Genomic DNA, 23,427 nt, shown 5'->3' with positions numbered 1-23,427 from the left:
GTCGGCGCGGGCGCCGGCTGACCTTGACTATCGGCAAAACGGTGTTACAACCAATAAGAACCCACCGTGGTCGATAAAGATCCGCGCAGTCAACCAGATTTTTCGCAAGGTTTGTATGCGGATAACGTGGATGATACTCCAGTGATGGAGTCCTTTGCAGAGGGACATAGGGATGGCAAGCGGTAAAGTCAAGTGGTTCAACAATGCCAAGGGCTACGGATTCATCAATGAGGAGGGTAAGAGCGAAGACCTGTTCGCCCATTACTCCGCCATCCAGATGGATGGCTACAAGACATTGAAAGCCGGCCAGGCAGTCACGTTCGAGCTCGTGCAAGGTCCCAAGGGCACGCATGCGGTGAATATCCAGAGCGTCACCGCCAGCAGTGCAGGCACCAGCACAGACAATGCCGCCCCGGCCGTCCCCCTCCAGGTCTGACCCCTGCTTATTGCCGGTATACGAAAAAACCGGCCGCTTCTTTAATAAAGAGGCGGCCGGTTTTTTATCCTGCCTTACATGTGCTTGATCATTGCCTCGCCAAAACCGGAACTGCCGACCAGCGTCGCACCGTCCATCAGGCGCTCGAAATCATAAGTCACCGTCTTGGCCGCGATCGCCCCGTTGGTGCCCTTGATGATCAGGTCGGCGGCCTCGGTCCAGCCCATGTGCCGCAGCATCATTTCGGCAGACAGGATCACCGACCCCGGGTTGACCTGATCCTTCCCTGCGTACTTGGGCGCGGTGCCGTGGGTTGCCTCGAACATGGCCACGGTGTCCGACAGGTTGGCCCCCGGCGCAATGCCGATGCCGCCCACCTCCGCCGCCAGCGCGTCGGACAGGTAGTCACCATTGAGGTTGAGCGTGGCGATCACGTCGTATTCGGCCGGGCGCAACAGGATCTGCTGGAGCATGGCATCGGCGATGGCGTCCTTGACGATCACTTCACGGCCGCTCTTCGGGTTCTCGAACTTCATCCACGGGCCGCCGTCCAGCAGTTCGGCGCCGAACTCGTCACGGGCCACTTCATAACCCCAATCCTTGAACGCACCTTCGGTGAACTTCATGATGTTGCCCTTGTGCACCAGGGTCAGCGACTTGCGATCGTTGTCCACCACATACTGCAGGGCCTTGCGCACCAGGCGCTTGGTGCCCTCCCTGGAAACCGGCTTGACGCCAATGCCGCAGTCCTGGTCGAAACGGATCTTGGTAACGCCCATTTCCTCCTTGAGGAACTTGATCACCTTGTTCGCCTCGGGCGAGCCAGCCTTCCACTCGATACCGGCGTAGATGTCTTCGGAGTTCTCGCGGAAGATCACCATGTCGACGTCACCCGGCTTCTTCACGGGGCTGGGCACACCCTGGAACCACACCACAGGCCGCAGGCACACGTAGAGGTCGAGCTGCTGGCGCAGCGCCACGTTGAGCGAACGGATACCGCCACCGACCGGCGTGGTCAGCGGCCCCTTGATCGACACCACATAGTCTTTCACCGCATCCAGGGTTTCCTGGGGCAGCCAGGTGTCCTGGTCATACACTTGCGTGGCCTTCTCGCCGGCATACACCTCCATCCAGGCGATCTTGCGCTTGCCGCCGTAGGCCTTCTGCACGGCTGCGTCCACCACCTTGATCATCACCGGCGAAACGTCCACGCCGATACCGTCGCCTTCGATGTAGGGGATGATGGGGTTGTCGGGAACATTGAGCGAATGGTTTGCATTGACGGTGATCTTGCTGCCGTCAGTCGGAACCTTGATTTTCTGGTATCCCATGCTGCACTACTCCGCTTTTCGCTGGTGTGATTGAAAAACGTGCGATGCACTGAGCCTAAACCACATCCGCCGACCTGCAAGCCGGCCTCTTGCGCTGCGACATCGCGCCACATTGCCCCTACGTCTTTGGTCTTATAAATGGCGCGATCGCACTTGACCTTGCTGAATCGACCAAAGGGTTTGATATACTGCGCCGCGACCGCAGGGTCATCGGGGCGAATCCCAGGAAAATGCGGACCGCCCTTGGCCATGAATGGCCACGAAGCCTGGGTTGTTACCGCACCCCAGCACTTGACGCTCGACTGATGCATCCACCATCACCGCTCGCAGCCTCTCGACTTTCCGCTCATGGCGATGCCAGGGCGAAGCGCCTACCCTGCGCACCTCGAGACTCGAGTACGCTCAGCACATAGAGAGTTAACCCGCATGCCCACCCGTTCCAAGATCATCTACACCTTCACCGACGAAGCCCCCGCCCTCGCCACCTATTCGCTGCTGCCGATCGTCGAAGCGTTCACTGCTTGCGCCGACATCGCCGTCGAAACCCGCGACATCTCCCTGGCCGGCCGCATCCTCGCGGCGTTCCCGGAGCAGCTGGGCGCCCAGAAGCAGGTAGCCGATCACCTGGCGGAACTGGGCCAGCTGGCCACCACCCCTGAAGCCAACATCATCAAGCTGCCGAACATCTCCGCTTCGGTCCCGCAGCTGAAGGCCGCCATCAAGGAACTGCAAGCCAAGGGCTTCAACATTCCCGACTACGCCGACGAGCCGGCCAGCGCCGAAGAGAAAGAATCCCGCGCCCGCTACGACCGCATCAAAGGTTCGGCTGTGAACCCGGTGCTGCGCGAAGGCAACTCCGACCGCCGCGCGCCGCTGTCGGTCAAGAACTACGCCCGCAAGCACCCGCACAAGATGGGCGCCTGGGCCGCCGACTCCAAGTCGCACGTTGCCCACATGACCCAGGGCGACTTCTACGGCAGCGAGAAAGCCGCACTGATCGAGGCTGACGACAGCCTGCGCATCGAGCTGGTGGGCAAAGACGGCAGCACCACCGTCCTGAAAGAAAAGACCGCGGTCAAGGCCGCCGAAGTCATCGACTGCGCCACCATGAGCCGCAAAGCGCTCAAAGCCTTCATCGCCGAGCAGATCGCCGATGCCAAAGCCTCCGGCGTGCTGCTGTCGGTGCACCTGAAAGCCACCATGATGAAGGTCTCCGACCCGATCATGTTCGGCGTGATCGTCGAAGAGTTCTACGGCGACGTGCTCCAGAAGCACGCCGCAGCCCTGGCCGAAGTGGGCTTCAACGCCAACAACGGTATCGGCGACCTGTACGCCCGCATCAAGGACCTGCCAGCTGACAAACAGGCCGAGATCGAAGCCGACATCCAGGCCCTGTACGCCGTTCGCCCGGCCCTGGCCATGGTCAACTCGGACAAAGGCATCACCAACCTGCACGTACCAAGCGACGTCATCGTCGACGCCTCGATGCCGGCGATGATCCGCGACTCGGGCAAGATGTGGAACACCGCCGGCGAGCTGCAAGACGCCAAGGCCGTGATCCCGGACCGCTGCTACGCCGGCATCTACCAGGCCACCATCGAAGACTGCAAGGTCAACGGCGCCTTCGACCCGACCACCATGGGCAGCGTACCGAACGTTGGCCTGATGGCGCAGAAAGCCGAAGAATACGGCTCCCACGACAAGACCTTCCAGATCAAGGCCGACGGTGTCGTGCGCGTGGTCGACGGCAAGGGCCAGGTCGTTCTGCAGCAGGACGTCGAAGCCGGTGACATCTTCCGCATGTGCCAGACCAAGGACGCGCCGATCCAGGACTGGGTCAAGCTGGCCGTCAACCGCGCCCGCCTGAGCAACACCCCGGCGGTGTTCTGGCTGGACCCGGCCCGCGCCCACGACGGCGTGATGATCGAGAAGGTACAGGCGTACCTGAAGGATCACGACACCACTGGCCTGGACATCCGCGTCCTGGCCCCGGTCGACGCCATCAAGTTCTCCCTGGCCCGCATCCGCGAAGGCAAGGACACCATCTCGGTGACCGGCAACGTGCTGCGCGACTACCTGACCGACCTGTTCCCGATCATGGAGCTGGGCACCAGCGCCAAGATGCTGTCGATCGTCCCGCTGATGAACGGCGGTGGCCTGTTCGAAACCGGCGCCGGCGGTTCGGCACCGAAACACGTGCAGCAGCTGGTCGAAGAGAACTTCCTGCGTTGGGACTCGCTGGGTGAATTCCTGGCCCTGGCCGCTTCCCTGGAGCACCTGGGCAACACCTACGCCAACCCGCGCGCCAAGGTCCTGGCCAACACCCTGGACCAGGCCACCGGCAAGTTCCTCGACACCAACAAGTCGCCTTCGCGCAAGGTCGGCGGTATCGACAACCGTGGCAGCCACTTCTACCTGACCCTGTACTGGGCGCAAGCCCTGGCCGCCCAGAGCGACGACGCCGCCCTGCAGGCGCGCTTCGCCCCGCTGGCAAAAACCCTGGCCGAGAACGAAGCGACCATCGTCGCCGAGCTCAACGCCGTTCAGGGCAAGCCGGCCGACATCGGTGGCTACTACGCCCCGGATACCGAGCTGACCGCCAAGGTGATGCGCCCAAGCCAGACCCTGAACAGCGCCATTGCCGCCCTGTAAGGTCCGCTTGACGTAACAGCACAAACCCCGGCCACGCACCGGGGTTTGTGCTTTCTGGAAAACAGATTTCTAGCGGCCAACGCGAACCCTGTGGGAGCGGGTTCACCCGCGAATGCGTCATATGCAGCACCATCGCATTCGCGGGTAAACCCGCTCCCACAGGGCCCGATCAGGCCCTTATGGAGCCATAAATGACCTGGCAACCCCACATCACCGTCGCCACCATCGTCGAGCACGACGGCAAGTTCCTCTTCGTCGAGGAGTTCAAGGCCGGCCAGCACGTCTTCAACCAACCCGCCGGCCATCTCGAAGCCAACGAGACCCTGCCCCAGGCCGCCCTGCGCGAAACCCTGGAAGAAACCGCCTGGGAGGTCGAACTCACCGGCGTGGTCGGCATCTACCTCTACACCGCGCCGAGCAACGGCGTCACCTACCAGCGCATCTGCTTCGCCGCCCGCCCTGTGCGCCACCACGAAGAGCTCGCCCTGGACAGTGACATCGTCCGCGCCGTGTGGCTGACCCGCGACGAACTACTGGCCGACCCGAGCCGCTGGCGCAGCGAGCTGGTGCCCCGCTGCCTCGACGACTACCTGAAAGGCCCGCTGCACAGCCTCGAACTGCTGCGCGACTGACGCCGCGCCGCGGGTTTGATAGAATCCGCGCTTTTCCCCCTGATACACACCGGTAGCCATGACCAGCCCAGCACTCAAAGACCCCGCCAAGACCCGCGTCATCGTCGGCATGTCCGGCGGCGTGGACTCTTCCGTTTCCGCCCTCCTGCTCATCGAGCAGGGCTACCAGGTGGAAGGTCTGTTCATGAAGAACTGGGAAGAGGACGACGGCACCGAATACTGCACCGCCCGCGAAGACCTGGCCGACGCCCAGGCCGTGTGCGACCGCATCGGCATCAAGCTGCACACCGCCAACTTCGCCGCCGAGTACTGGGACCACGTGTTCGAGCACTTCCTCGAAGAATACAAGGCCGGCCGCACGCCCAACCCGGACATCCTCTGCAACCGCGAAATCAAGTTCAAGGCGTTCCTCGACTACGCCCTGTCGCTGGGCGCCGACCTGATCGCCACCGGCCACTACGTGCGCCGCCGCGACACCGTGGCGATCACCGAACTGCTCAAGGGCCTGGACCCGAACAAGGACCAGAGCTACTTCCTGCACGCCGTCGGCGGCAAGGAAATCGCCCGCACGCTGTTCCCGGTCGGCGAACTGGAAAAGCCCGAAGTGCGCGCCATTGCCGAGAAACACGGCCTGGCCACGGCCAAGAAGAAGGACTCCACCGGCATCTGCTTTATCGGCGAGCGCCGTTTCAGCGACTTCCTCAAGCAGTACCTGCCGGCCCAACCCGGCGAAATCCAGACCACCGACGGTGAAGTGATCGGCCGCCACCACGGCCTGATGTACCACACCATCGGCCAGCGCCAGGGCCTGGGCATCGGCGGCCTCAAGGATGCCGGCGACGAGCCGTGGTACGTGCTGCACAAGGACCTGGCCCGCAACGTGCTGGTAGTCGGCCAGGGCAACGAGCACCCGTGGTTGTTCTCCCGCGCCCTGCTGGCCTCGGAAATCTTCTGGGTCAACCCCATCGACCTGAGCCGCCCGCGCCGCCTCACCGCCAAGGTGCGCTACCGCCAGGGTGATCAGCACTGCACCCTCGAACAGACCGAAAACGGCTACCGCGCCGTGTTCGACGAACCGCAACGCGCCGTCACCCCCGGCCAGTCGGTGGTGTTCTACGACGGTGAAGTGTGCCTGGGCGGCGGCGTGATCGAAATCGCCGAGCCGTGGAGCCCGCGCGCATGAGCAACCTGCAGGAGCAATTGATCGCCCTGGGCGGCGTGTTCCAGGCCGCCGTGCTGGTGGACCGCATCGCTCGCACCGGTCAGGCCAGCGAAGCCACGCTGGGCTGCATGCTCGGCAGCCTGCTGGTGCGCGACCCCAAGGACACCCTGGAAGTGTTTGGCGGCGACGACCTCAACCTGCGCGACGGCTACCGCGCGCTGGTCGGCGCCCTGGAGCGCGACCCCAGCAGCCTGCAACGCGAACCGCTGCGCTACGCGCTGTCGATGCTCGGCCTGGAACGCCAACTGGCCAAGCGTGGCGACCTGCTCGACACCATCGGCAACCGCCTGCCGCAGATCCAGTCCCAGGCCGAGCATTTCGGCCTGGTTCACGATAACGTCATCGCTTCCAGTGGAGCCTTGTACCAGGACACCCTGAGCACCCTGCGCCAGCGCATTCAGGTGCACGGTGACATGCGCTTCCTGCAGCAAGCCAACAACGCCTCGAAGATTCGCGCCCTGCTGCTGGCCGGTATCCGCGCCGCGCGCCTGTGGCGCCAGCTGGGCGGGCATCGCTGGCAGTTGGTGTTCAGCCGACGCAAGTTGCTCAACGAGCTGTACGGCATGATGCGCACCAACGACTGAAGTAAACCGTGGGAGCGGGCTTGCCCCGCGATGGCGATGCCGGATACACCACCGCCATCGCAGGGCAAGTCGCAGCGGCGCACCGCCGCCCCCACGCCAGGTACCACACGCTTCGAAATGGCCCGACCTTTGGTCAGCCACCCGACCCCGGCGCATTTTTCATGTATGATATGCGCCCCCCAAAAGCCTGACTGTCCGAGAACACCCCATGCAGCTCTCTTCGCTCACTGCGGTTTCCCCTGTAGACGGCCGTTACGCCGGCAAAACCCAGGCCTTGCGCCCCATCTTCAGCGAATTCGGCCTGATCCGTTTCCGCGCCCTGGTCGAAGTGCGCTGGCTCCAGCGCCTGGCCGCCCACCCGCAAATCGGCGAAGTGCCGGCGTTCTCCGCCGAAGCCAACGCCGTGCTGGACAGCCTGGCCACCGATTTCAAACTCGAGCACGCCGAACGCGTCAAGGAAATCGAGCGCACCACCAACCACGACGTCAAGGCCATCGAGTACCTGCTCAAGGAGCAGGCCGCTCAACTGCCTGAGCTGGCCAAGGTCAGCGAGTTCATCCACTTCGCCTGCACCAGCGAGGACATCAACAACCTGTCCCACGCCCTGATGCTGCGCGCTGGCCGTGACGAAGTGCTGCTGCCACTGATGCGTCAGATCGCCGAAGCGATCCGCACCCTGGCCCACACCCACGCCGCCGTGCCGATGCTGTCGCGCACCCACGGCCAGCCGGCTTCGCCGACCACCCTGGGCAAAGAGCTGGCCAACGTCGTCTACCGCCTGGAGCGCCAGATCGCCCAGGTAGCCGCCGTACCGCTGCTGGGCAAGATCAACGGCGCCGTGGGCAACTACAACGCCCACCTGTCGGCCTACTCGCAGATCGACTGGGAGCAGAACGCCCGCGCCTTCATCGAAGACGAGCTGGGCCTGGTGTTCAACCCCTACACCACCCAGATCGAACCGCACGACTACATCGCCGAGCTGTTCGACGCCATCGCCCGCTTCAACACCATCCTCATCGACTTCGACCGCGACGTCTGGGGCTACATCTCGCTGGGCTACTTCAAGCAGAAGACCGTCGCCGGCGAAATCGGCTCCTCGACCATGCCGCACAAGGTCAACCCGATCGACTTCGAAAACTCCGAAGGCAACCTGGGTATCGCCAACGCACTGTTCCAGCACCTGGCCAGCAAGCTGCCGATCTCGCGCTGGCAGCGTGACCTGACCGACTCCACCGTGCTGCGCAACCTGGGCGTGGGCTTCGCCCACAGCGTCATCGCCTATGAAGCCAGCCTCAAGGGCATCGGCAAGCTGGAAGTCAACGAAGCCCGCATCGCCGCCGACCTGGACGCCTGCTGGGAAGTGTTGGCCGAGCCGATCCAGACCGTGATGCGCCGCTTCAACATCGAGAACCCCTACGAGAAGCTCAAAGAGCTTACCCGTGGCAAGGGCATCACCCCTGAAGCGCTGCTGACCTTCATCGACGGCCTGGACATGCCGGCCGACGCCAAGGCCGAGCTCAAGCAGCTCACGCCTGCGACCTACATCGGCAACGCCGTGGCCCAGGCCAAACGCGTCTAAGCTGACCGTCGCGTTCAACGCCCGGCCTGGCCGGGCGTTTTTATTCCCGTACAAAAATTGCGTTTTATCAATAGGTTGAACATGAATTCTGATACTCCACTGCAACTGCTGGGCGGCCTTACGGCCCGTGAATTCCTGCGCGACTACTGGCAGAAGAAGCCGCTGCTGGTACGTCAGGCCTTCCCCGACTTCATCAGCCCCATCGACGCCGACGAACTGGCCGGCCTGGCCCTGGAAGAAGAAGTCGAGTCGCGCCTGGTGCTCGAGCACGGCGAACGCCCGTGGGAGCTGCGTCGCGGTCCGTTCGCCGAAGACGCCTTCAGCGACCTGCCCGAGCGCGACTGGACCCTGCTGGTCCAGGCCGTGGACCAGTTCGTGCCGGAAGTGGCCGAGCTGCTGGAAAACTTCCGCTTCCTGCCCAGCTGGCGTATCGATGACGTGATGATCAGCTACGCCGCCCCCGGTGGCAGCGTCGGCCCGCATTTCGACAACTACGACGTGTTCCTGCTGCAAGGCGACGGCAAGCGCAACTGGAAAGTCGGCCAGATGTGCAACAGCGACAGCCCGCTGATCGACCACGCCGACCTGCGCATCCTCGCTGACTTCGAACAGAGCGACGAGTGGACCCTGGAGCCAGGCGACATGCTCTACCTGCCACCGCGCCTGGCCCACTACGGCGTTGCCGAAGACGAATGCCTTACCTACTCGGTGGGCTTCCGCGCGCCGAGCGCCGCCGAAGTGCTGACCCACTTCACCGACTTCCTCGGCCAGTTCCTGCCCGAAGAAGAGCGCTACAGCGACGCCGACGCCCAGCCGGTCAGCGACCCGCACGAGATCCAGCACGACGCCCTCGACCGCCTCAAGGCGCTGATCGACAAGCACATGTCCGACAAGGACCTGCTGCTGACCTGGTTCGGCCAGTTCATGACCGAGCCGCGCTACCCAGAGCAGGTTGCCGGTGAAGAACTGAGCGAGCAGGACCTGGTCAACTACCTCGAGCAGGGCGCCGTGCTGATCCGCAACCCAAGCGCACGCATGGCCTGGTCCGAGCTCAACGACGACCTGATGCTGTTCGCCAGCGGGCGCAGCTGCCCACTGCCGGCCAAACTGCGCGAACTGCTCAAGCTGGTGTGCGCCGCCGACGCCCTGCACATCGACAACCTTGCCCAGTGGCTGCAGGACGAAGACGGCCTGATGCTGATCCAGCAACTGGTCATGCAAGGCAGCCTGGGGTTCGCCGATGAATAAGATCAGCGTTCGCCTGGCCGACTGGCACAAAGACAACGCCGACATCCACCGCATCCGCAGCGCCGTGTTCGTCGCCGAACAGCACGTTCCGCCAGAGCTCGAGTTCGACGCCGAAGACCCTACGGCCGTGCATTTCCTGGCCATGGAAGGCGACTACCCGATCGGCACCGCGCGCCTGCTGCCCGACGGCACCATCGGGCGGGTGTCGGTGCTCAAGGACTGGCGCGGCCTGCACGTGGGCGATGCGCTGATGCATGCAGTCATCAGCGAGGCGCAGAACCGCGACCTCAAGCAGCAGATGCTCAGCGCCCAGGTGCACGCCACCCCCTTCTATGAGCGCCTGGGGTTCCGCGTGGTCAGCGAGGAGTTCCTCGAGGCCGGTATCCCGCACGTCGACATGGTGCGTGACTCGCGCGAACTGGCCTGACTGAGCCCCCGCGCGCCCTGTGGGAGCGGGTTTACCCGCGAAGTGGACACCGCGGACTCTGGCACCAGCTTCGCTGGTGTTCGCGAGTAAACCCGCTCCCCCAGGCCCCAAGATCCGGGCTGTACCCGTAGGAGCTGGCTTTGCCGGCAAACGGATCACCACGTATACCTTTACTCTGATGCCTTGTTGCGAAATGGCCTACAGTGAAATACTGTATGCACATACAGTAAAACAAGGAACAGCCCGTGGCCAGCACCTCCGCAGCAACGCCAAGCAGTTATGAACAACTGGGTCAGCGCATCCAGAAGATCATCAACAGCCCAATCGCCCAGCGCAGCCGCGCAGCCTTGATCTTCCGCCTCGAACAGGAATCGCCCGAAGACTGGGACACCCTGCTCGCAGAAATTGCCGAAAACGACAACGTCACCCTCGCCCACCGCGATGACGGCGGCGTGCAGATTTTCTGGACCGTACCGCAGGAAGACTGAGCGCCCATGAGAGTTCTGCTTTTCGCGGCCACCTGCCTGTTGCTGACCACCCCGCTTGCCCACGCCGACGCCCCACGCACTTTCCAGGAAGCCAAGCAGGTCGCCTGGCGCCTGTATGCGCCGCAATCCACCGAGTTTTACTGCGGCTGCAAATACAACGGCAACAAGGTCGACCTGGCGTCCTGCGGCTACGCGCCGCGCAAGAACGCCCAGCGCGCCGCGCGCATCGAATGGGAGCATATCGTTCCGGCTTGGCAGATCGGCCACCAGCGCCAGTGCTGGCAGAGCGGCGGGCGCAAGAACTGCGCGCGCAACGATGTGGCCTATCAGCGCGCCGAGGCCGACCTGCACAACCTGGTGCCCAGCATTGGTGAAGTGAACGGCGACCGCAGCAACTACAGCTTCGGCTGGCTGCCGGTGCAGCATGGCCAGTACGGCAGTTGCCTGACCCAGGTCGACTTCAAGGCGAAAAAGGTCATGCCGCGCCCGTCGATCCGCGGGATGATCGCGCGCACTTACTTCTACATGAGCCAGCAGTACGACCTGCGCCTGTCGAAACAGGACCGCCAGCTGTTCGAAGCGTGGAACAAGACCTACCCGCCGCAGGCGTGGGAACAGCAGCGCAACCAGCGGGTCGCGTGCGTAATGGGCCACGGCAACGCATTCGTCGGCCCGGTCAACCTCAAGGCCTGTGGCTGACGGCGCTCAGCCCAGCGTTTGCAGGTAGGCGCTGGCCTGCTGGTAGCGGGCCAGGCGGGCAAGGTCCGCCGGGCCCGGGCAAGCGATGCGCGACAGGTCGCTGTTGTCGGCCAGGTCTGCCAGCTTCACTTCACGGGCCAACGGGTCGACGCCCAGGCGGATGACGAAGGCTTCGTAGCTTTCGCCTTCGCGCCGGCTCAGGGCCAGCAGCGCGGCGAGTATCTTCAGCGGGAAGCCTTCGCGGGCAAGGTCGGAGAGGGTAAACGGGGTGTCTTCCAGCACATCGTGCAGCACCGCGACGATCCGCTGCTCGGGCGTGGTCACCCGCGCCATCACCCGCAGCGGGTGGAGGATATAGGCCGCCCCACCCTTGTCGTACTGCCCTTCATGGGCCTTGATGGCCAGCGCGATGGCACGTTCCAGCGTTGCCATGTGGCTCTCCTGCTCAGCGTTCGCCCCCACAGCATAGCCGCTAACAATGTCCTTCGACATCAAGGCCCTGCCAAGGGTAAGCCACCCTCGACATGACAGCTTCTTGACGGTCCTGTCAGCGCTCGACACCGTGCTGGATGACCACCGAGTCGGTCCCCAGCTTGGCCATGACTTCTGCCTTGCGCGCATCGGCCTCGGCCTTGCTCGGGTATGGCCCGATCAACACCACCGGCTTGCCCTCGCGGTATTCGACCCAGGATGGAATGCCCTTCTCGATCAGGCGCGCGGTCATGTCGGTCAGGGCGCCCATGTTCGGGCCCTGGATCACTTCCACATCCCAGCCTTCCGGCGCCGGCTGGTCGGCCAGGGCCTCGGCGCGGCGCTGCAGCTCGGCGCCGCCGCAGATTTCACGGATGCGCAGGTCATTGCCGGTTTCATCGATGATGATCTGGTACTGGCCGTCGCGCTTGATCGCCACGTAGCTACGATATGCCTCGTACTGCCCGGCATCGTCCTTGCCGCGCACCTGGCCGCAGATGGAGCCTTGGGTGTCGAAGCGCACATTGGCGAACTTGGCCGTCTTGGGGTTTTTCAGGTGCTCAGCCACCTGGTTGTGTACCCCTTCGACCTCGTTGTTGCAGCCCGCCAGGGCCAACACCGCCATTACCACAGCCAGTTTGCGCACGCGTGTACCTCCAGATTCGAAGGGGCGGATTCTAGCATGACCCATGCTTGAGTCCGGGGGTTATCCCACCACCGTCGGCTCATCGCCGGCCGACCATCGCGACAATGGTCGCCTGCAACTCCTGGCGGGCGGCCTCAGGCTCCAGCTCCCCGCATGCGGCGGCCTGCGACAGTGCCTCGGCAGCCCCGACCAAAGCCCGCAAGCCAGCGGTATCGATGTCGCCACCGGCGGCGAACGGCGCCAGCGCCTGCCGGCACTTGTCGAGAAACGGCCCCTCATAGACGCGTTTGAGGGCCTCCATTTCCGGTGAGCCCGCCAGCGCCGCGCTGACCCCGGGGATCTCCCGCCCCTGGCTCATCACGCAATTCACATAGGCGTCGGCGATCACCTGCGCCCGCCCATCCAGGTCGGCCGGGCCGCCGGCCAGGGCGCTGTCGAGCATGGCGGTCTGCCGGGCGTCGTACTCCTGATACAACGCCACCAGCAGCCCGGTGCGGGTCTCGAAGTGGTCATACACCACCGGTTTGGTAACCCCGGCCTGCTCGGCCAGCCGGCCCAGGCTCAAGCCTTCGGTACCCTCTTCGCGCACCAGCAGCCAGGCCACATCGAGCAACTGGCGGCGGCGCTGCTCACGTGAAAGGCGCTTGCGCGAGGGATTCTTGTCATCGCTTGACATCGCTTACCTACCAAAAGTAACTTACCAAAGGTAACTTACTGCGAGTATATAGCGCTCACGGTTTTCCTGCACACCTTGATGGAGCCTTCGCCATGCACGCCCTGATCGTCATTGGTCACCACGACCCTGCATCCCTCACCCACGCACTCGCCGGGCAGATTGCTGCCGGTTTGCATGCCGCCGGCCATACCAGCGAGTTCGCCGACCTGGGGGCCGAGCAGTTCGACCCGCGCTTCGGCCTTGCCGACCACGCCGTGCACCGGCGCCAGGCTGCGGCCCCGGCAGACGTGCTGGCCGAGCAGGCGCGCATCGCACGGGCCGACACCCTGGTGCTGGTCTACCCCATCTACTGGTGGTCGCTGCCGGCCCTGCTCAAAGGCTGGGTGGAGCGGGTATTCAGCAATGGCTGGGCATTCGACTACCACGCCGACGGCAAGCTGATCAAAAAGCTCGACGGCCTGACCGTGCACCTGGTCGGCGTGGCCGGTGCCGACGCTGGTACCTTCGAGCGCCACGGCTACAACCAGGCCATGGCAACACAGATCGAACACGGCATCTTCGACTACTGCGGCGCCGAGGTGCTCAGCACCACGCTGCTCACCGACAGCGAAATCCAGGACAACCGCGCCAACCTCGAACGCGCGCGGCAACTGGGCGAGCGACTGTTCGAAGACCATCTCGCCCTCGCCTGAGCCGCACTGCCCCGGGGGCGGTAGCCCACCGCCCCATTGCAGCAACCCGAACGACCCGGCTACTATTGAGAACGATTTACACTCACACTCGGAAAACCGGTCGTTGGACAGCACTTCAACCCGCAAGCTGGGCTTCTTCTTCAGCGACCACCATCGCTGGCTGCTGCAACACATCAACAAGCGCCTGCGCAACCGTGCCGACGCCGAAGACACTGCCGCCGAAGCGTTCTGCCAGATGCTCGGCGCGCGGGTCGACCCCGATAGCATCCAGCAGCCCCGCGCCTACCTGTCGACCATCGCCCGCCGGCTGATCTTCGACCGCCACCGCCGCCGCCAACTCGAACAGGCCTACCTGGACCGCCTGGCCCTGTTGCCGGAGCCAGTGGCCCCTTCGGCCGAGGAACAACTGCTGCTGCTCGAGGCGCTGGTCACCATCGACCAGGTGCTCGATGGCCTGCCGGATATCGTCAAGGCGGCCTTCCTCTACAGCCAGCTCGATGGCCTGAGCTACGTCGACATCGCCGCCAAGCTGAACCTGTCCGAACGCACCGTCAGCCGCTACATGAAACAGGCGCTGCGCCAATGCTACCTGTGCGAGCTGCAGCCATGAGCCGCCAAGTGCTCGACAGCATCAGCGAACAAGCCATCGACTGGATGGTGGAACTCAACGCTGGCGGCCATGACGCCAGCCTGCCCGCGCGCTTGCAGCACTGGCTGGGCCAGGACCCTCGGCACCAACAAGCGTGGGACTTGCTGCAACAGCGCCTTGGCCGCCCCTGCGCGGTACTGCGCGGCCTCGATGCGCGGGCGCCCGGCCAGACCGAAGCCACCCGCCGCCTGTTGCTGCAACCCACCCGCAGCCGCCGCGACGTGCTGCGCAGCATGGCCGGCCTTGGTCTTTTGGGCGGCGGGCTGTGGGCCGGCTGGCGCAGTGACGCGGCCCTGGGCTGGCGGGCCGACCTGCACACCGCCAGCGGCCAGCGCCGCAGCTTCACCCTGGACGATGGCAGCCGCCTGAGCCTCAACAGCCACAGTGCGGTCGACTTGCTGTTCGACGCCGACCAACGCCTGGTGGTATTGCGCCGCGGCGAGCTGCTGATCCAGGTCGCGCCAGACCCGCAACGCCCGCTGCGGGTACGCACCGCACAAGGCCAGGTGCAGGCCCTGGGCACACGCTTCCTGGTCAGCCAGGAGACGGGCTCGACCCGTGTGGTGGTGCTGCAACACAGCGTGCGCGCCAGCCTCGCCGACGGCCGCCAGCTCGACCTGCAAGAAGGCCAGGCCGCCGTGCTGCGCAGCAGCGGTATCGAACTGCTCGCGCAGGAACAACGCCAGCGCGCAGCCTGGCTCGAAGGCCGCCTGGAAGTGCTCGACGAGCCGCTGCACCAGGTGATCGAAGCCCTGCGCGACTACCAGCCCGGTTTCATCCGCCTGGCTCCCGAAGTGCGCGGCCTGCGCGTACAAGGCGTGTTCCCGCTGGATCAGCCCCGGGAGGCCTTGCAGGCCCTGGGCGAAACCCTGCCGATCCGCATCGAACACTACGGCCCGTGGCTGACCCTGATCGGGCCGGCGGCTGCGGGCTGAAAATATTTTTGAAAATCATTCGCAAAGGTGTCCGGTTTTCATTTCTCGTTGCACCTAACTCCTGACAGCCAACTTCAAACTCGGGAGAACACCGTGCACAACCTATGGCCCCGCGCCCTGCCCCTCGTCATCGCCCTGAGCAGCCTCAGCGGCTTTGCCCAGGCGCAGACCCAGTCGTTCAACCTGCCGGCGGCAGACCTTGCCACCACGCTCAACCGCATTGCCAGCCAGAGCGGGCACATCATCGCCCTGGAACCCGGCCTGGTGCGCGGCAAGCAGGCCCCGGCCGTGGTCGGCGAAATGAGTGCCGAACAAGCCATGCAGGCCGCCCTGGCCGGTAGCGGCCTGCAACTGCGGGTGACCGCCAGCGGCCACTTCAGCGTGGCGCCGGCCACCCTGGAGGGCAACGCGCTGGAACTGGGCAGCACCAGCATCAGCGACAACTACCTGGACGCCACCAGTGAAGGCAGCGGCAGCTACGCCGCGCGTGCCGTCACCCTCGGCAAGGGCGTACACACGCTGAAGGAGATTCCGCAGTCGGTCACCGTCATCACCCGCAAGCAGCTGGACGACCAGGGCATCACCGACCTGCAGGACGCCGTCAACCACACCACCGGCCTGGTCGGTGCCCAAGGGATCGGCCCGGGCATGGTCATCACCTCGCGCGGCTTCCAGATCGACGACTGGCAGTACGACGGGGTGCCGATCCAGCGCAATAACTACTCGCTGGGCAACTGGGCAACCCAGGACCTGGTGTTCTTCGACCGCGTGGAAATCCTGCGCGGCGCCTCCGGCCTGCTGCAAGGTACCGGCAGCCCAGGTGGCGCGATCAACCTGGTGCGCAAGCGCGGCCAGGCCACCCCGACCGTCGCCCTGACCGGCAAGGCGGGCTCCTGGGATCACTACGGCCTGCAGCTGGACGCCGGCGGCCCGTTGACCGGCGATGGCCGGGTACGTGGGCGCGTGGTGCTGGACGAAGACCAGAGCGACAGTTACATCGATTACAAGTGGAGCAAGAACCACTCCCTGTATGGCGCCCTGGACATCGACCTGAACGATGCCACCACCGTGGGTGGCGGCATCAGCTACAGCCGCCAGCAGTCGCGCCCGATGCTGCGCGGCATCCCCCGCTATGCGACCGGCAAGGCGGTGGACCTGCCCCGCTCCACCTACACCGGTGCGCGCTGGAGCCGCGCCGAGACCGACGTCACCACCTACTACCTCGACCTCGAGCACCGTTTCAACGACGACTGGACGTTCAAGACCGCCGCCGTGCGCATGGACGAGACCAATACCTCGACCCACCAGCGCGTGCAGACCATCGACCAGGGCTTGGCCCCCGATGGCACGGGCGTCAGCTACGCCGACTGGATCACCGACTTCCACAACACCAAGCTCGGCCTGGACATGAACCTGGTCGGGCATTTCGATACCGGCTCCGTGGCCCACGAGGTGACCCTGGGTGGCAACTACGCCAAGCTGACGTCCGACGATGCCTATTGGCGCAACTTCGTCGACGATCCCGACGACAACATCTTCGCCATCGATCACAACCGCCCGGAACCTAGCCGCGACAGCCTGCTCGCCGGCGACATGGGCCGCGCCAACCGCGCCAGCTACGACATCCGCCAGAAAGGCCTGTATGGCGCCTGGCGCGTCAAGCCAGTGGAGGACCTGACCCTGGTGCTCGGCGCGCGGGTCAGCTGGTTCGACTACCGCTGGGATTCGACCGACTTCAACGGCCCTGACGAGCCCGGTAACCAACACCCGACCAGCCGCATGACCGAGACCGGGCAGGTCACGCCCTATGCCGGCTTCGTTTACGACCTGACCCGTGAATGGGCCTGGTACGCCAGCTACACCGATGTATTCGTGCCGCAGACCGAGCGCGCCGTGGGCAACACGCCGCTCAAGCCGGTAGTGGGCAGCAACTACGAGACCGGCCTGAAAGGCGAACTGCTCGACGGCCGGGTCAATGCCTCGCTGGCCGTGTTCCGCTATGACCAGGAAAACCGTGCCGTCACCGACGTCGCCTCGGGCTTTGCCTGCGATGACTGGTTCTGCTCGACCGCTGCAGGCAAGGTGCGCAGCCAGGGCGTCGAAGCCGAGGTCAGCGGTGAAGTGCTCAGCGGCCTGCAACTGTTCGCCGGCTATACCTACAACACCACCAAGTTCCTCGACGACCCGGACAACAAGGGCCGTGTGTTCAGCCAGTGGACCCCCAAGCACATGCTGCGCGCCTGGGCCGACTACACCCTGCCGCTGGACGGCCAGCGCTGGAGCACCGGGCTGGGCTTCACCAGCCAGAGCCACACCCTGGGCTACGAGCGCAACTATGAAGTGGCAGGCTACACGGTCTGGAACGCACGCCTGGCCTACCAGCTGTCACCCGAAGTGAACCTGGCGGTCAATGCCAACAACCTGTTCGACAAGAAGTATTGGGTGGCCGGTTTCAACCAGCTCAATGGCAGCAACAACTACGGCGAGCCACGCAACTTCATGTTCACGGTCAAATACACGCCGCAGTTCTGAGGCACCTCAATCCGCCAAGGGCCATTCAGCCAGCGGCCAGTACTGGCCCTTGCGCGACTCGTACAAGGTGAAGCTGCGCGCCGCCAGGAAGAACTCCGGCGCTTGCGTCGCCTCCGGCAGCGGCCCGCGAAAGTCCCGCGACAGCGTCAGGTGCGGCCGGTACTCGCGCACCTGCGCTTCGATGCCCAGCGCCAGCACTGCCTGCTGCAGGGCGTAGACCAACTGGCGCAGGGCCGCTGGCGCCTGCTCGGGTTCGAGCACCAAGGCGCCTGCCCGCGGCCACACCTGCAACCGATCGAGCACAAGCCGCAGCGGCGCATCCGGGCGCTGCAATGGCTCGACGGCAGCGCACACCGCCGGCACCAGGGCCGCATCCACATCCCCCAGGAACAGCAAGGTCACATGGAAGTTGTCCGACGGCACCGGCTTGCCACTGCGCAGAGCCAGGCCACGGCGCCACTGGGCGATGGCGCGGCGCTGTCCATCACTGATCGACAGGGCGAAGAACAGGCGCTTGAACGGTGCGCCGCTGGGGCGTGATTCCTGGGCCATGAGGCGTTCCTTGTCAGAGGATTGGGGTATTCCAGAGCACAACATACAGGGAAAAATCCAGTTGAATCGTTTGCGCAAGCTGTAGGCCATTACACCTAAGTCGCCCGGAATTTACGTAACAATAAGTACAATCCCTGACGATGTTTGTTTATGCTGGCGAGCTTATGCCATGGCGCATGGCCATTTTTTAGACAAGTAACCGTCCATGAAAATTGCACTCGTACTGATCTTCGTCCTCTCGATCGCCTATGTTCACCTGCGCGGTCGGGTTCGTCACAAGCTGACCCGCCAGTTGGGCGACCACTCCAGCTTCCTCGCCCCGGTCAACAGTTTCCTCTACCTGTTCTCCAGGCTCCCGGCCAAGCCCTACCTGCCGGTCGAGGCGTTCCCCGAGCTGCAACCGCTCAAGGATCACTGGCAGGAGATCCGTGCCGAGGCCCAGCAGTTGCTGCATGCCGGCGAGATCAAGAAGTCCGAGAATTACGACGACGTCGGTTTCAATTCGTTCTTCAAGACCGGCTGGAAGCGCTTCTACCTGAAGTGGTACGGCGAGAGCCACCCCTCGGCGATGAGCCTGTGCCCGCGCACCACCGAGCTGCTGCAGGGTATCGGCACGGTCAAGGCAGCGATGTTCGCCACCCTGCCACCGGGCGCCAAACTGGTGCGCCACCGTGACCCGTACGCCGGTTCCTATCGCTACCACCTGGGCCTGGATACCCCCAACGACGACGGCTGCTACATCGATGTCGACGGCGAAAAGTATTCGTGGCGCGACGGCGAAGCGGTGATGTTCGACGAGACTTACATCCACTACGCCGCCAACACCACCGAGCACAACCGCATCATCCTGTTCTGCGACGTCGAGCGTCCGCTCAAGTACCGCTGGGCGAGCGCCTTCAACCGCTGGTTCAGCCGCAACGTCATGGCCGCCGCCGCCGCACCCAACGATGCCAATGACAAGACTGGCGGCATCAACCGCCTGTTCACCCGCATCTACAAGATCCGTGAACGCGGCAAGGCGCTGAAGAAACGCAACCGCATGCGCTACTACCTGGAAAAGTGGGCAGTGGTCGCGGCGCTGGTGCTGGTGTTCATCTACATCTGACTGGGCAGCGCCGTACGTACACCATCGCGGGGCAAGCCCGCTCCCACGTGGGAGCGGGCTTGCCCCGCGATGTTTGCGCCAGATAAAAGCACGCCCCCGAACCCCATCATCGACTAGCCTGAAAGCTCCCCCGACCAACCTGACAAGGTGAAGACGATGAGCATGATGGACTGGGACGCCTACCGTAAGCAGTTGATGGCCGGCATCGGCGATCTCAAGCAACTGTCTCCCGACACCGTGGCCGGCTACATGACCGCCAGCGGTGCCGGGGCCAAGACCAATCACCTGGACGCCAAGACCCGCGAGCTGATCTCCCTGGCCGTGGCGGTGACCACCCGCTGTGACGGCTGCATCGCCGTGCATTCGCAGCAGGCGGTCAAGCAGGGCGCCACCCGCGAAGAGATCGCCGAGGCCCTCGGCGTGGCGGTGGCGATGAATGCCGGCGCCGCACTGGTGTACTCGGCCCGGGCCCTGGATGCGGTCGGCAAAGCCGGCAACTAGCCTCTTCACGGCGCCAGCGCCCTTGCGCGCCGGCGCCGCGACACCCAGACTTGGCGGCCCAGCCCGCGCAGGAGCCGCCATGATCCACATCCGCCCCATGACCCCGGAAGACTTCCCGCGCTTCTGGCCAACCTTCCAGGCCATTGTCCAGGCCCGCCAGACCTACGCCTTCGACCCCGCCCTGAGTTACGAGCAAGCCCTGGCGCTGTGGCTTGAAGCACCGTTGCGCACCCTGGTGGCCGAAGAAGACGGCGAGCTGCTCGGTTCCTACTTCCTCAAGGCCAATGCCGCCGGCCCCGGCGCTCATGTCGGCAACTGCGGCTACATGGTCTGCGAGAACGCCCGGGGCCGCGGCGTGGCGCGGCTGATGTGCGAACACTCGCAGAAACTGGCACGCCAGGAAGGCATGCTCGCCCTGCAGTTCAATTCGGTGGTGGCGACCAACGAGGTGGCCGTGGCGCTGTGGCACAAGCTCGGTTTCGAGACGGTCGGGCGCCTGCCCCGGGCCTTCCGCCACGCCCAGCTGGGGCTGGTGGACTGCCTGGTGATGTACAAGTGGCTGGCCGATGAGCCCGTGGTGGAAAAGCCAGCCCTGCTGATCGGCCGCAAGAACATCGAAGCACGGGTGTCGCGCCGGCGCGGTCGCTGAAGCATGGATTGGCTGCGACACCTGTCAGGCCTTATCGCCGGCAAGCCGGCTCCCACAGGGTAATGCCGTACTACTGTGGGAGCCGGCTTGCCGGCGATGAGGCCCGCACTGCAAGCACACAACCTCTTGACCCATCTGATATTTCCGTTCGTCCCAGAACTTGACTGACTCCCCGCGCGATGGTCAGATGCGCGCCAGTTTCAGGTGCCCTGCGCCGCCGTGCGCAGGGTGAAACGGGAAGCCGGTGCGTCGCTCCATGCGACAAGTCCGGCGCTGCCCCCGCAACGGTAAGCGAGCGAACCCTTCGACACACCACTGTGCGCCAGCATGGGAAGGTGAAGGCTTCACGACCCTCGCAAGCCCGGAGACCGGCCTGAGGCTTCACTTGGCAACCCGCGGTGGGCGGGCGCAGGCCGGTATCCGTGCGCGCGCCTGCGTGCGCGGTTCGCCTTTTGCGTGTTTTCCACCGGGATCCATTCCTTCCTGCAGCAGTGGAACGACATGTCCCGTATCAGCAAGCGTTACTCCCTGGCGGCCTGCCTGGCCGTCGCCCTGCCGGCCCAGGCCGAACAGCAGACCACCCTCACCCTGCCCTCCACGGCCATCACCGACAGCCGCGATGCGCAAACCGTCGACCTGGCCACCCCGACCCAGGCCGGCTCACGCCTGAACCTCAGCGCCCTGGACACCCCTGCGAGCACCAGCAGCCTCGGCGAGGCGCAGATCCAGCAGCGCAACAACCTCACCGTCCAGGATGCCGTAACCCGCTCGCCGGGCATCACCTTCATCGGCACCCCCGGCGATGGCGGCACCGGCCTGTCGGCGCGCGGCTTCAGCGGGCAGAACTCGGTGATGACCCTGTTCGACGGCGCCCGCCTGTACACCGGTGCCGGCACCCAGACCTTCCCGGTCGACCCGTGGATGGTCGAGCGCATCGACGTCATCCGCGGCCCGGCCTCGGTGCTGTACGGCGAAGGCGCCACGGGCGCGGTGGTCAACGTGATCCCGAAAAAGCCCTTCGCCGGCGAGATCAGCAACCACCTGCGCCTGGGCTACGGCTCCTGGGACCGTCAGCAGCTGGGGCTGGACAGCGGCGGCAGCCTGAGCGAGCGCCTGAGCTACCGCGTCACCCTCAACCAGCAGGCCGGCAACGGCTACATCGACCGCACCGACTCGCGCAGCCTGGCCCTGAGCGCCGCGCTGCGCTTCGATGCCAGCGACGACCTCAGCTTCACCCTCGCCCACGAGCGTGGCGATGCGCAGCCGGCCAACTACTACGGCACGCCGCTGATCGACGGCCACTTGCGCAGCAGCCTGGCCAAGAAGAACTACAACGTCAGCAACGACGTGCAGCGCTACCATGATGAGTGGACACGCTTCACCACCGACTGGGCCATCAACGACAGCGTCTCGGCCAGCAACCAGCTCTACTACATCAAGAGCCGCCGCCACTGGCGCAACGCCGAGCAATACGCCTGGGACGCCGACAACGGGGTGGTGCAGCGCGGCAGCTTCCTCGAAATCAAGCACAACCAGGAGCAGATCGGCGACCGCCAGACGTTCACCTTCGATCACGCGCTGTTCGGCCTGGCCAGCAAGACCGTGGTCGGCGCCGAGTACAACCGCATCCGCTTCAACATCGACAGCAACTGGCCCTACGACGACGGCAGCACAGACCCGCTCGATCCTTGGCAGCCCGCGCCCGGTGCTTTCCATAGCGCCAGCCCGACCCAGCCGCAGTCGCTGTCGAAAACCAGCACTTTCGCCCTGTTCGCCGAAAACCGCACCCAACTCACCGAGCGCCTGTCCCTGGTAACCGGCATCCGCCGCGACCAGAACCACATCGACCGCAGCAACCTGCAGGGCGACACCCGCGCCGACCGCAGCCTGCAGGGCGGCAACTGGCGTGCCGGGCTGGTGTTCGCCGTCACCGACGACCTGTCGTTGTACGGCCAGTACTCCACCAGCGAAGACGGCGTCGGCGACCTGATCACCCTGCGCCCCGAGCAGCGCCTGGACCTGACCGAAGCCAAGCAGACCGAACTGGGCCTCAAGCAGCGCTTCTGGGAAGGCCGTGGCGAATGGACCCTGGCGGCCTATCACATCGTCAAGAACAAGCTGCTGGTGAGTGACCCGGTCACCCACACCAAGCAGCAGGCCGGCCAACAGACCTCCGATGGCCTGGAGGCAAGCCTGGAACTGGCGCTGGGTAACCAGTGGCAGCTGTCGGCCAATGCCGCGCTGGTGCGGGCGAAGTACGACGAGTTCGACGAAGTGAGCGGCGGCATCGCCTACGACCGCTCGGGCAACCGCCCCACCGATGTGCCGCGGCGCACCGCCAACCTGTGGCTGAGCAAGGGTTTCGGCCAGGCTGTGGATGCCGGCATCGGCCTGCGCTACGTCGACCAGCGCTACGCCACCACCGCCAACGACCAGCACGTGCCGGGCTACACCGTGGTCGATGGCAACATCGGCTGGCAGGTATTGCCGGACGTGCGTCTGGGGCTGCAGGTGAACAACCTGTTCGACCGTGAATACGCGATGTCGGCCTACAGCGGCGAGCAGTGGCTGCTGGGCGCGCCGCGTTCGTACTTCGCCACGGTCGATTACCGCTTCTGAGCCAAGGGCCACTTCGCGGGTACTGCGCCATCCAGGAGAGTGCACGGACCCTGTGGGAGCGGGTTTACCCGCGAAGATGACACCTCGGTGCCTGGCACGGGC

At 64.8% G+C, this 23,427-nt stretch carries 23 protein-coding genes and 1 riboswitch; of the genes, 18 read left to right on the top strand and 5 right to left on the bottom strand.

Annotated features, from left to right (window positions below; genetic code table 11):
- Positions 1–172: 172 nt before the first annotated feature.
- The gene (cspD, locus tag DM373_RS08865) at positions 173–436 is read left to right on the top strand and encodes a cold shock domain-containing protein CspD (protein ID WP_110993198.1); all 264 of its coding nucleotides are present in this window, start codon (positions 173–175) and stop codon (positions 434–436) included.
- A 74-nt stretch (positions 437–510) separates the two neighbouring features.
- On the opposite strand, the gene icd is transcribed toward cspD, so the two are convergent.
- Positions 511–1,767 carry an NADP-dependent isocitrate dehydrogenase gene (gene icd / locus DM373_RS08860; RefSeq protein WP_110993197.1) on the bottom strand — a complete coding sequence of 419 codons (1,257 nt, stop codon included), beginning with the start codon at positions 1,765–1,767 and terminating at the stop codon, positions 511–513.
- 426 nt (positions 1,768–2,193) lie between these two features.
- On the opposite strand from icd, the gene DM373_RS08855 reads away from it, so the two are divergent.
- The 9 genes from DM373_RS08855 (at position 2,194) to DM373_RS08810 (ending at position 11,298) form a co-directional block, all read left to right on the top strand.
- Positions 2,194–4,419 (top strand): NADP-dependent isocitrate dehydrogenase, encoded by a 2,226-nt coding sequence (locus DM373_RS08855; RefSeq protein WP_110993196.1) that lies wholly within the window; start codon positions 2,194–2,196, stop codon positions 4,417–4,419.
- Between the two features lie 191 nt (positions 4,420–4,610).
- A complete protein-coding gene (locus DM373_RS08850; protein ID WP_110993195.1) occupies positions 4,611–5,051 on the top strand; it encodes an NUDIX hydrolase in 441 nt (146 codons plus the stop codon).
- 58 nt (positions 5,052–5,109) lie between these two features.
- The gene (mnmA, locus tag DM373_RS08845) at positions 5,110–6,234 is read left to right on the top strand and encodes a tRNA 2-thiouridine(34) synthase MnmA (protein WP_110993194.1); all 1,125 of its coding nucleotides are present in this window, start codon (positions 5,110–5,112) and stop codon (positions 6,232–6,234) included.
- On the top strand, positions 6,231–6,857 hold the full coding sequence (gene hflD / locus DM373_RS08840) for a high frequency lysogenization protein HflD (protein WP_110993193.1): 627 nt from the start codon (positions 6,231–6,233) through the stop codon (positions 6,855–6,857). Before mnmA ends, hflD begins: the two co-directional genes overlap by 4 nt.
- 208 nt (positions 6,858–7,065) lie before the next feature.
- Entirely contained in the window at positions 7,066–8,436 is a 1,371-nt protein-coding gene (purB, locus tag DM373_RS08835; RefSeq protein ID WP_110993192.1) for an adenylosuccinate lyase, read from the top strand.
- Between the two features lie 81 nt (positions 8,437–8,517).
- A complete protein-coding gene (locus DM373_RS08830) occupies positions 8,518–9,684 on the top strand; it encodes a ribosomal protein uL16 3-hydroxylase (RefSeq protein WP_110993191.1) in 1,167 nt (388 codons plus the stop codon).
- A complete protein-coding gene (locus DM373_RS08825) occupies positions 9,677–10,111 on the top strand; it encodes a GNAT family N-acetyltransferase (RefSeq protein WP_110993190.1) in 435 nt (144 codons plus the stop codon). Before DM373_RS08830 ends, DM373_RS08825 begins: the two co-directional genes overlap by 8 nt.
- A gap of 245 nt (positions 10,112–10,356) precedes the next feature.
- Positions 10,357–10,599 (top strand): DUF1654 domain-containing protein, encoded by a 243-nt coding sequence (locus DM373_RS08815; RefSeq protein ID WP_110993189.1) that lies wholly within the window; start codon positions 10,357–10,359, stop codon positions 10,597–10,599.
- Positions 10,600–10,605: 6 nt separating this feature from the next.
- Entirely contained in the window at positions 10,606–11,298 is a 693-nt protein-coding gene (locus tag DM373_RS08810) for an endonuclease (RefSeq protein ID WP_110993188.1), read from the top strand.
- 6 nt (positions 11,299–11,304) lie between these two features.
- On the opposite strand, the gene DM373_RS08805 is transcribed toward DM373_RS08810, so the two are convergent.
- The 3 genes from DM373_RS08805 to DM373_RS08795 form a co-directional block, all read right to left on the bottom strand.
- The gene (locus DM373_RS08805) at positions 11,305–11,730 is read right to left on the bottom strand and encodes a GTP pyrophosphokinase (RefSeq protein WP_110993187.1); all 426 of its coding nucleotides are present in this window, start codon (positions 11,728–11,730) and stop codon (positions 11,305–11,307) included.
- 115 nt (positions 11,731–11,845) lie between these two features.
- Positions 11,846–12,415, bottom strand: a complete 570-nt coding sequence (locus DM373_RS08800; protein ID WP_110993186.1) for an SPOR domain-containing protein — start codon at positions 12,413–12,415, stop codon at positions 11,846–11,848.
- Between the two features lie 79 nt (positions 12,416–12,494).
- Positions 12,495–13,091 (bottom strand): TetR/AcrR family transcriptional regulator, encoded by a 597-nt coding sequence (locus tag DM373_RS08795; protein WP_110993185.1) that lies wholly within the window; start codon positions 13,089–13,091, stop codon positions 12,495–12,497.
- Between the two features lie 92 nt (positions 13,092–13,183).
- Between DM373_RS08795 and DM373_RS08790 the strand changes: the two genes are divergently transcribed.
- The 4 genes from DM373_RS08790 to DM373_RS08775 all read left to right on the top strand — a co-directional run bounded on the left by DM373_RS08790 (position 13,184) and on the right by DM373_RS08775 (position 17,899).
- Positions 13,184–13,783: an NAD(P)H-dependent oxidoreductase gene (locus DM373_RS08790; protein WP_110993184.1), complete on the top strand. Its 600-nt coding sequence runs from the start codon at positions 13,184–13,186 to the stop codon at positions 13,781–13,783.
- Positions 13,784–13,886: 103 nt separating this feature from the next.
- Complete coding sequence (locus DM373_RS08785) at positions 13,887–14,393, top strand: sigma-70 family RNA polymerase sigma factor (protein WP_110993183.1); 507 nt, start codon at positions 13,887–13,889, stop codon at positions 14,391–14,393.
- Positions 14,390–15,367, top strand: a complete 978-nt coding sequence (locus tag DM373_RS08780) for a FecR family protein (protein ID WP_110993182.1) — start codon at positions 14,390–14,392, stop codon at positions 15,365–15,367. Before DM373_RS08785 ends, DM373_RS08780 begins: the two co-directional genes overlap by 4 nt.
- A 93-nt stretch (positions 15,368–15,460) precedes the next feature.
- Positions 15,461–17,899: a TonB-dependent siderophore receptor gene (locus DM373_RS08775; protein ID WP_110993181.1), complete on the top strand. Its 2,439-nt coding sequence runs from the start codon at positions 15,461–15,463 to the stop codon at positions 17,897–17,899.
- A gap of 6 nt (positions 17,900–17,905) precedes the next feature.
- On the opposite strand, the gene thpR is transcribed toward DM373_RS08775, so the two are convergent.
- Positions 17,906–18,451, bottom strand: coding sequence for an RNA 2',3'-cyclic phosphodiesterase (gene thpR, locus DM373_RS08770; RefSeq protein WP_110993180.1), 546 nt, complete (start codon positions 18,449–18,451; stop codon positions 17,906–17,908).
- A 205-nt stretch (positions 18,452–18,656) separates the two neighbouring features.
- On the opposite strand from thpR, the gene lpxO reads away from it, so the two are divergent.
- The 4 genes from lpxO to DM373_RS08750 all read left to right on the top strand — a co-directional run bounded on the left by lpxO (position 18,657) and on the right by DM373_RS08750 (position 23,325).
- A complete protein-coding gene (lpxO, locus tag DM373_RS08765) occupies positions 18,657–19,556 on the top strand; it encodes a lipid A hydroxylase LpxO (protein WP_110993179.1) in 900 nt (299 codons plus the stop codon).
- A 156-nt stretch (positions 19,557–19,712) separates the two neighbouring features.
- Complete coding sequence (locus DM373_RS08760) at positions 19,713–20,057, top strand: carboxymuconolactone decarboxylase family protein (protein WP_110993178.1); 345 nt, start codon at positions 19,713–19,715, stop codon at positions 20,055–20,057.
- Positions 20,058–20,136: 79 nt separating this feature from the next.
- Positions 20,137–20,706 (top strand): GNAT family N-acetyltransferase, encoded by a 570-nt coding sequence (locus DM373_RS08755; RefSeq protein WP_110993177.1) that lies wholly within the window; start codon positions 20,137–20,139, stop codon positions 20,704–20,706.
- Between the two features lie 185 nt (positions 20,707–20,891).
- Positions 20,892–21,097: riboswitch (cobalamin riboswitch) on the top strand.
- Positions 21,098–21,207: 110 nt separating this feature from the next.
- On the top strand, positions 21,208–23,325 hold the full coding sequence (locus DM373_RS08750; RefSeq protein ID WP_110993176.1) for a TonB-dependent receptor: 2,118 nt from the start codon (positions 21,208–21,210) through the stop codon (positions 23,323–23,325).
- Positions 23,326–23,427 lie beyond the last annotated feature (102 nt).

This window comes from Pseudomonas sichuanensis, assembly GCF_003231305.1.
Classification (GTDB): domain Bacteria; phylum Pseudomonadota; class Gammaproteobacteria; order Pseudomonadales; family Pseudomonadaceae; genus Aquipseudomonas; species Aquipseudomonas sichuanensis.
This window is presented reverse-complemented; position numbering and strand designations above follow the sequence as displayed.

Coding starts and splice junctions, on each gene's coding strand:
- cspD (WP_110993198.1), top strand. CDS start 173: ATGGCAAGCGGTAAAGTCAAGTGGTTCAACAATGCCAAGGGCTACGGA.
- icd (WP_110993197.1), bottom strand. CDS start 1,767: ATGGGATACCAGAAAATCAAGGTTCCGACTGACGGCAGCAAGATCACC.
- DM373_RS08855 (WP_110993196.1), top strand. CDS start 2,194: ATGCCCACCCGTTCCAAGATCATCTACACCTTCACCGACGAAGCCCCC.
- DM373_RS08850 (WP_110993195.1), top strand. CDS start 4,611: ATGACCTGGCAACCCCACATCACCGTCGCCACCATCGTCGAGCACGAC.
- mnmA (WP_110993194.1), top strand. CDS start 5,110: ATGACCAGCCCAGCACTCAAAGACCCCGCCAAGACCCGCGTCATCGTC.
- hflD (WP_110993193.1), top strand. CDS start 6,231: ATGAGCAACCTGCAGGAGCAATTGATCGCCCTGGGCGGCGTGTTCCAG.
- purB (WP_110993192.1), top strand. CDS start 7,066: ATGCAGCTCTCTTCGCTCACTGCGGTTTCCCCTGTAGACGGCCGTTAC.
- DM373_RS08830 (WP_110993191.1), top strand. CDS start 8,518: ATGAATTCTGATACTCCACTGCAACTGCTGGGCGGCCTTACGGCCCGT.
- DM373_RS08825 (WP_110993190.1), top strand. CDS start 9,677: ATGAATAAGATCAGCGTTCGCCTGGCCGACTGGCACAAAGACAACGCC.
- DM373_RS08810 (WP_110993188.1), top strand. CDS start 10,606: ATGAGAGTTCTGCTTTTCGCGGCCACCTGCCTGTTGCTGACCACCCCG.
- DM373_RS08805 (WP_110993187.1), bottom strand. CDS start 11,730: ATGGCAACGCTGGAACGTGCCATCGCGCTGGCCATCAAGGCCCATGAA.
- DM373_RS08795 (WP_110993185.1), bottom strand. CDS start 13,091: ATGTCAAGCGATGACAAGAATCCCTCGCGCAAGCGCCTTTCACGTGAG.
- DM373_RS08790 (WP_110993184.1), top strand. CDS start 13,184: ATGCACGCCCTGATCGTCATTGGTCACCACGACCCTGCATCCCTCACC.
- DM373_RS08780 (WP_110993182.1), top strand. CDS start 14,390: ATGAGCCGCCAAGTGCTCGACAGCATCAGCGAACAAGCCATCGACTGG.
- thpR (WP_110993180.1), bottom strand. CDS start 18,451: ATGGCCCAGGAATCACGCCCCAGCGGCGCACCGTTCAAGCGCCTGTTC.
- lpxO (WP_110993179.1), top strand. CDS start 18,657: ATGAAAATTGCACTCGTACTGATCTTCGTCCTCTCGATCGCCTATGTT.
- DM373_RS08760 (WP_110993178.1), top strand. CDS start 19,713: ATGAGCATGATGGACTGGGACGCCTACCGTAAGCAGTTGATGGCCGGC.
- DM373_RS08755 (WP_110993177.1), top strand. CDS start 20,137: ATGATCCACATCCGCCCCATGACCCCGGAAGACTTCCCGCGCTTCTGG.
- DM373_RS08750 (WP_110993176.1), top strand. CDS start 21,208: ATGTCCCGTATCAGCAAGCGTTACTCCCTGGCGGCCTGCCTGGCCGTC.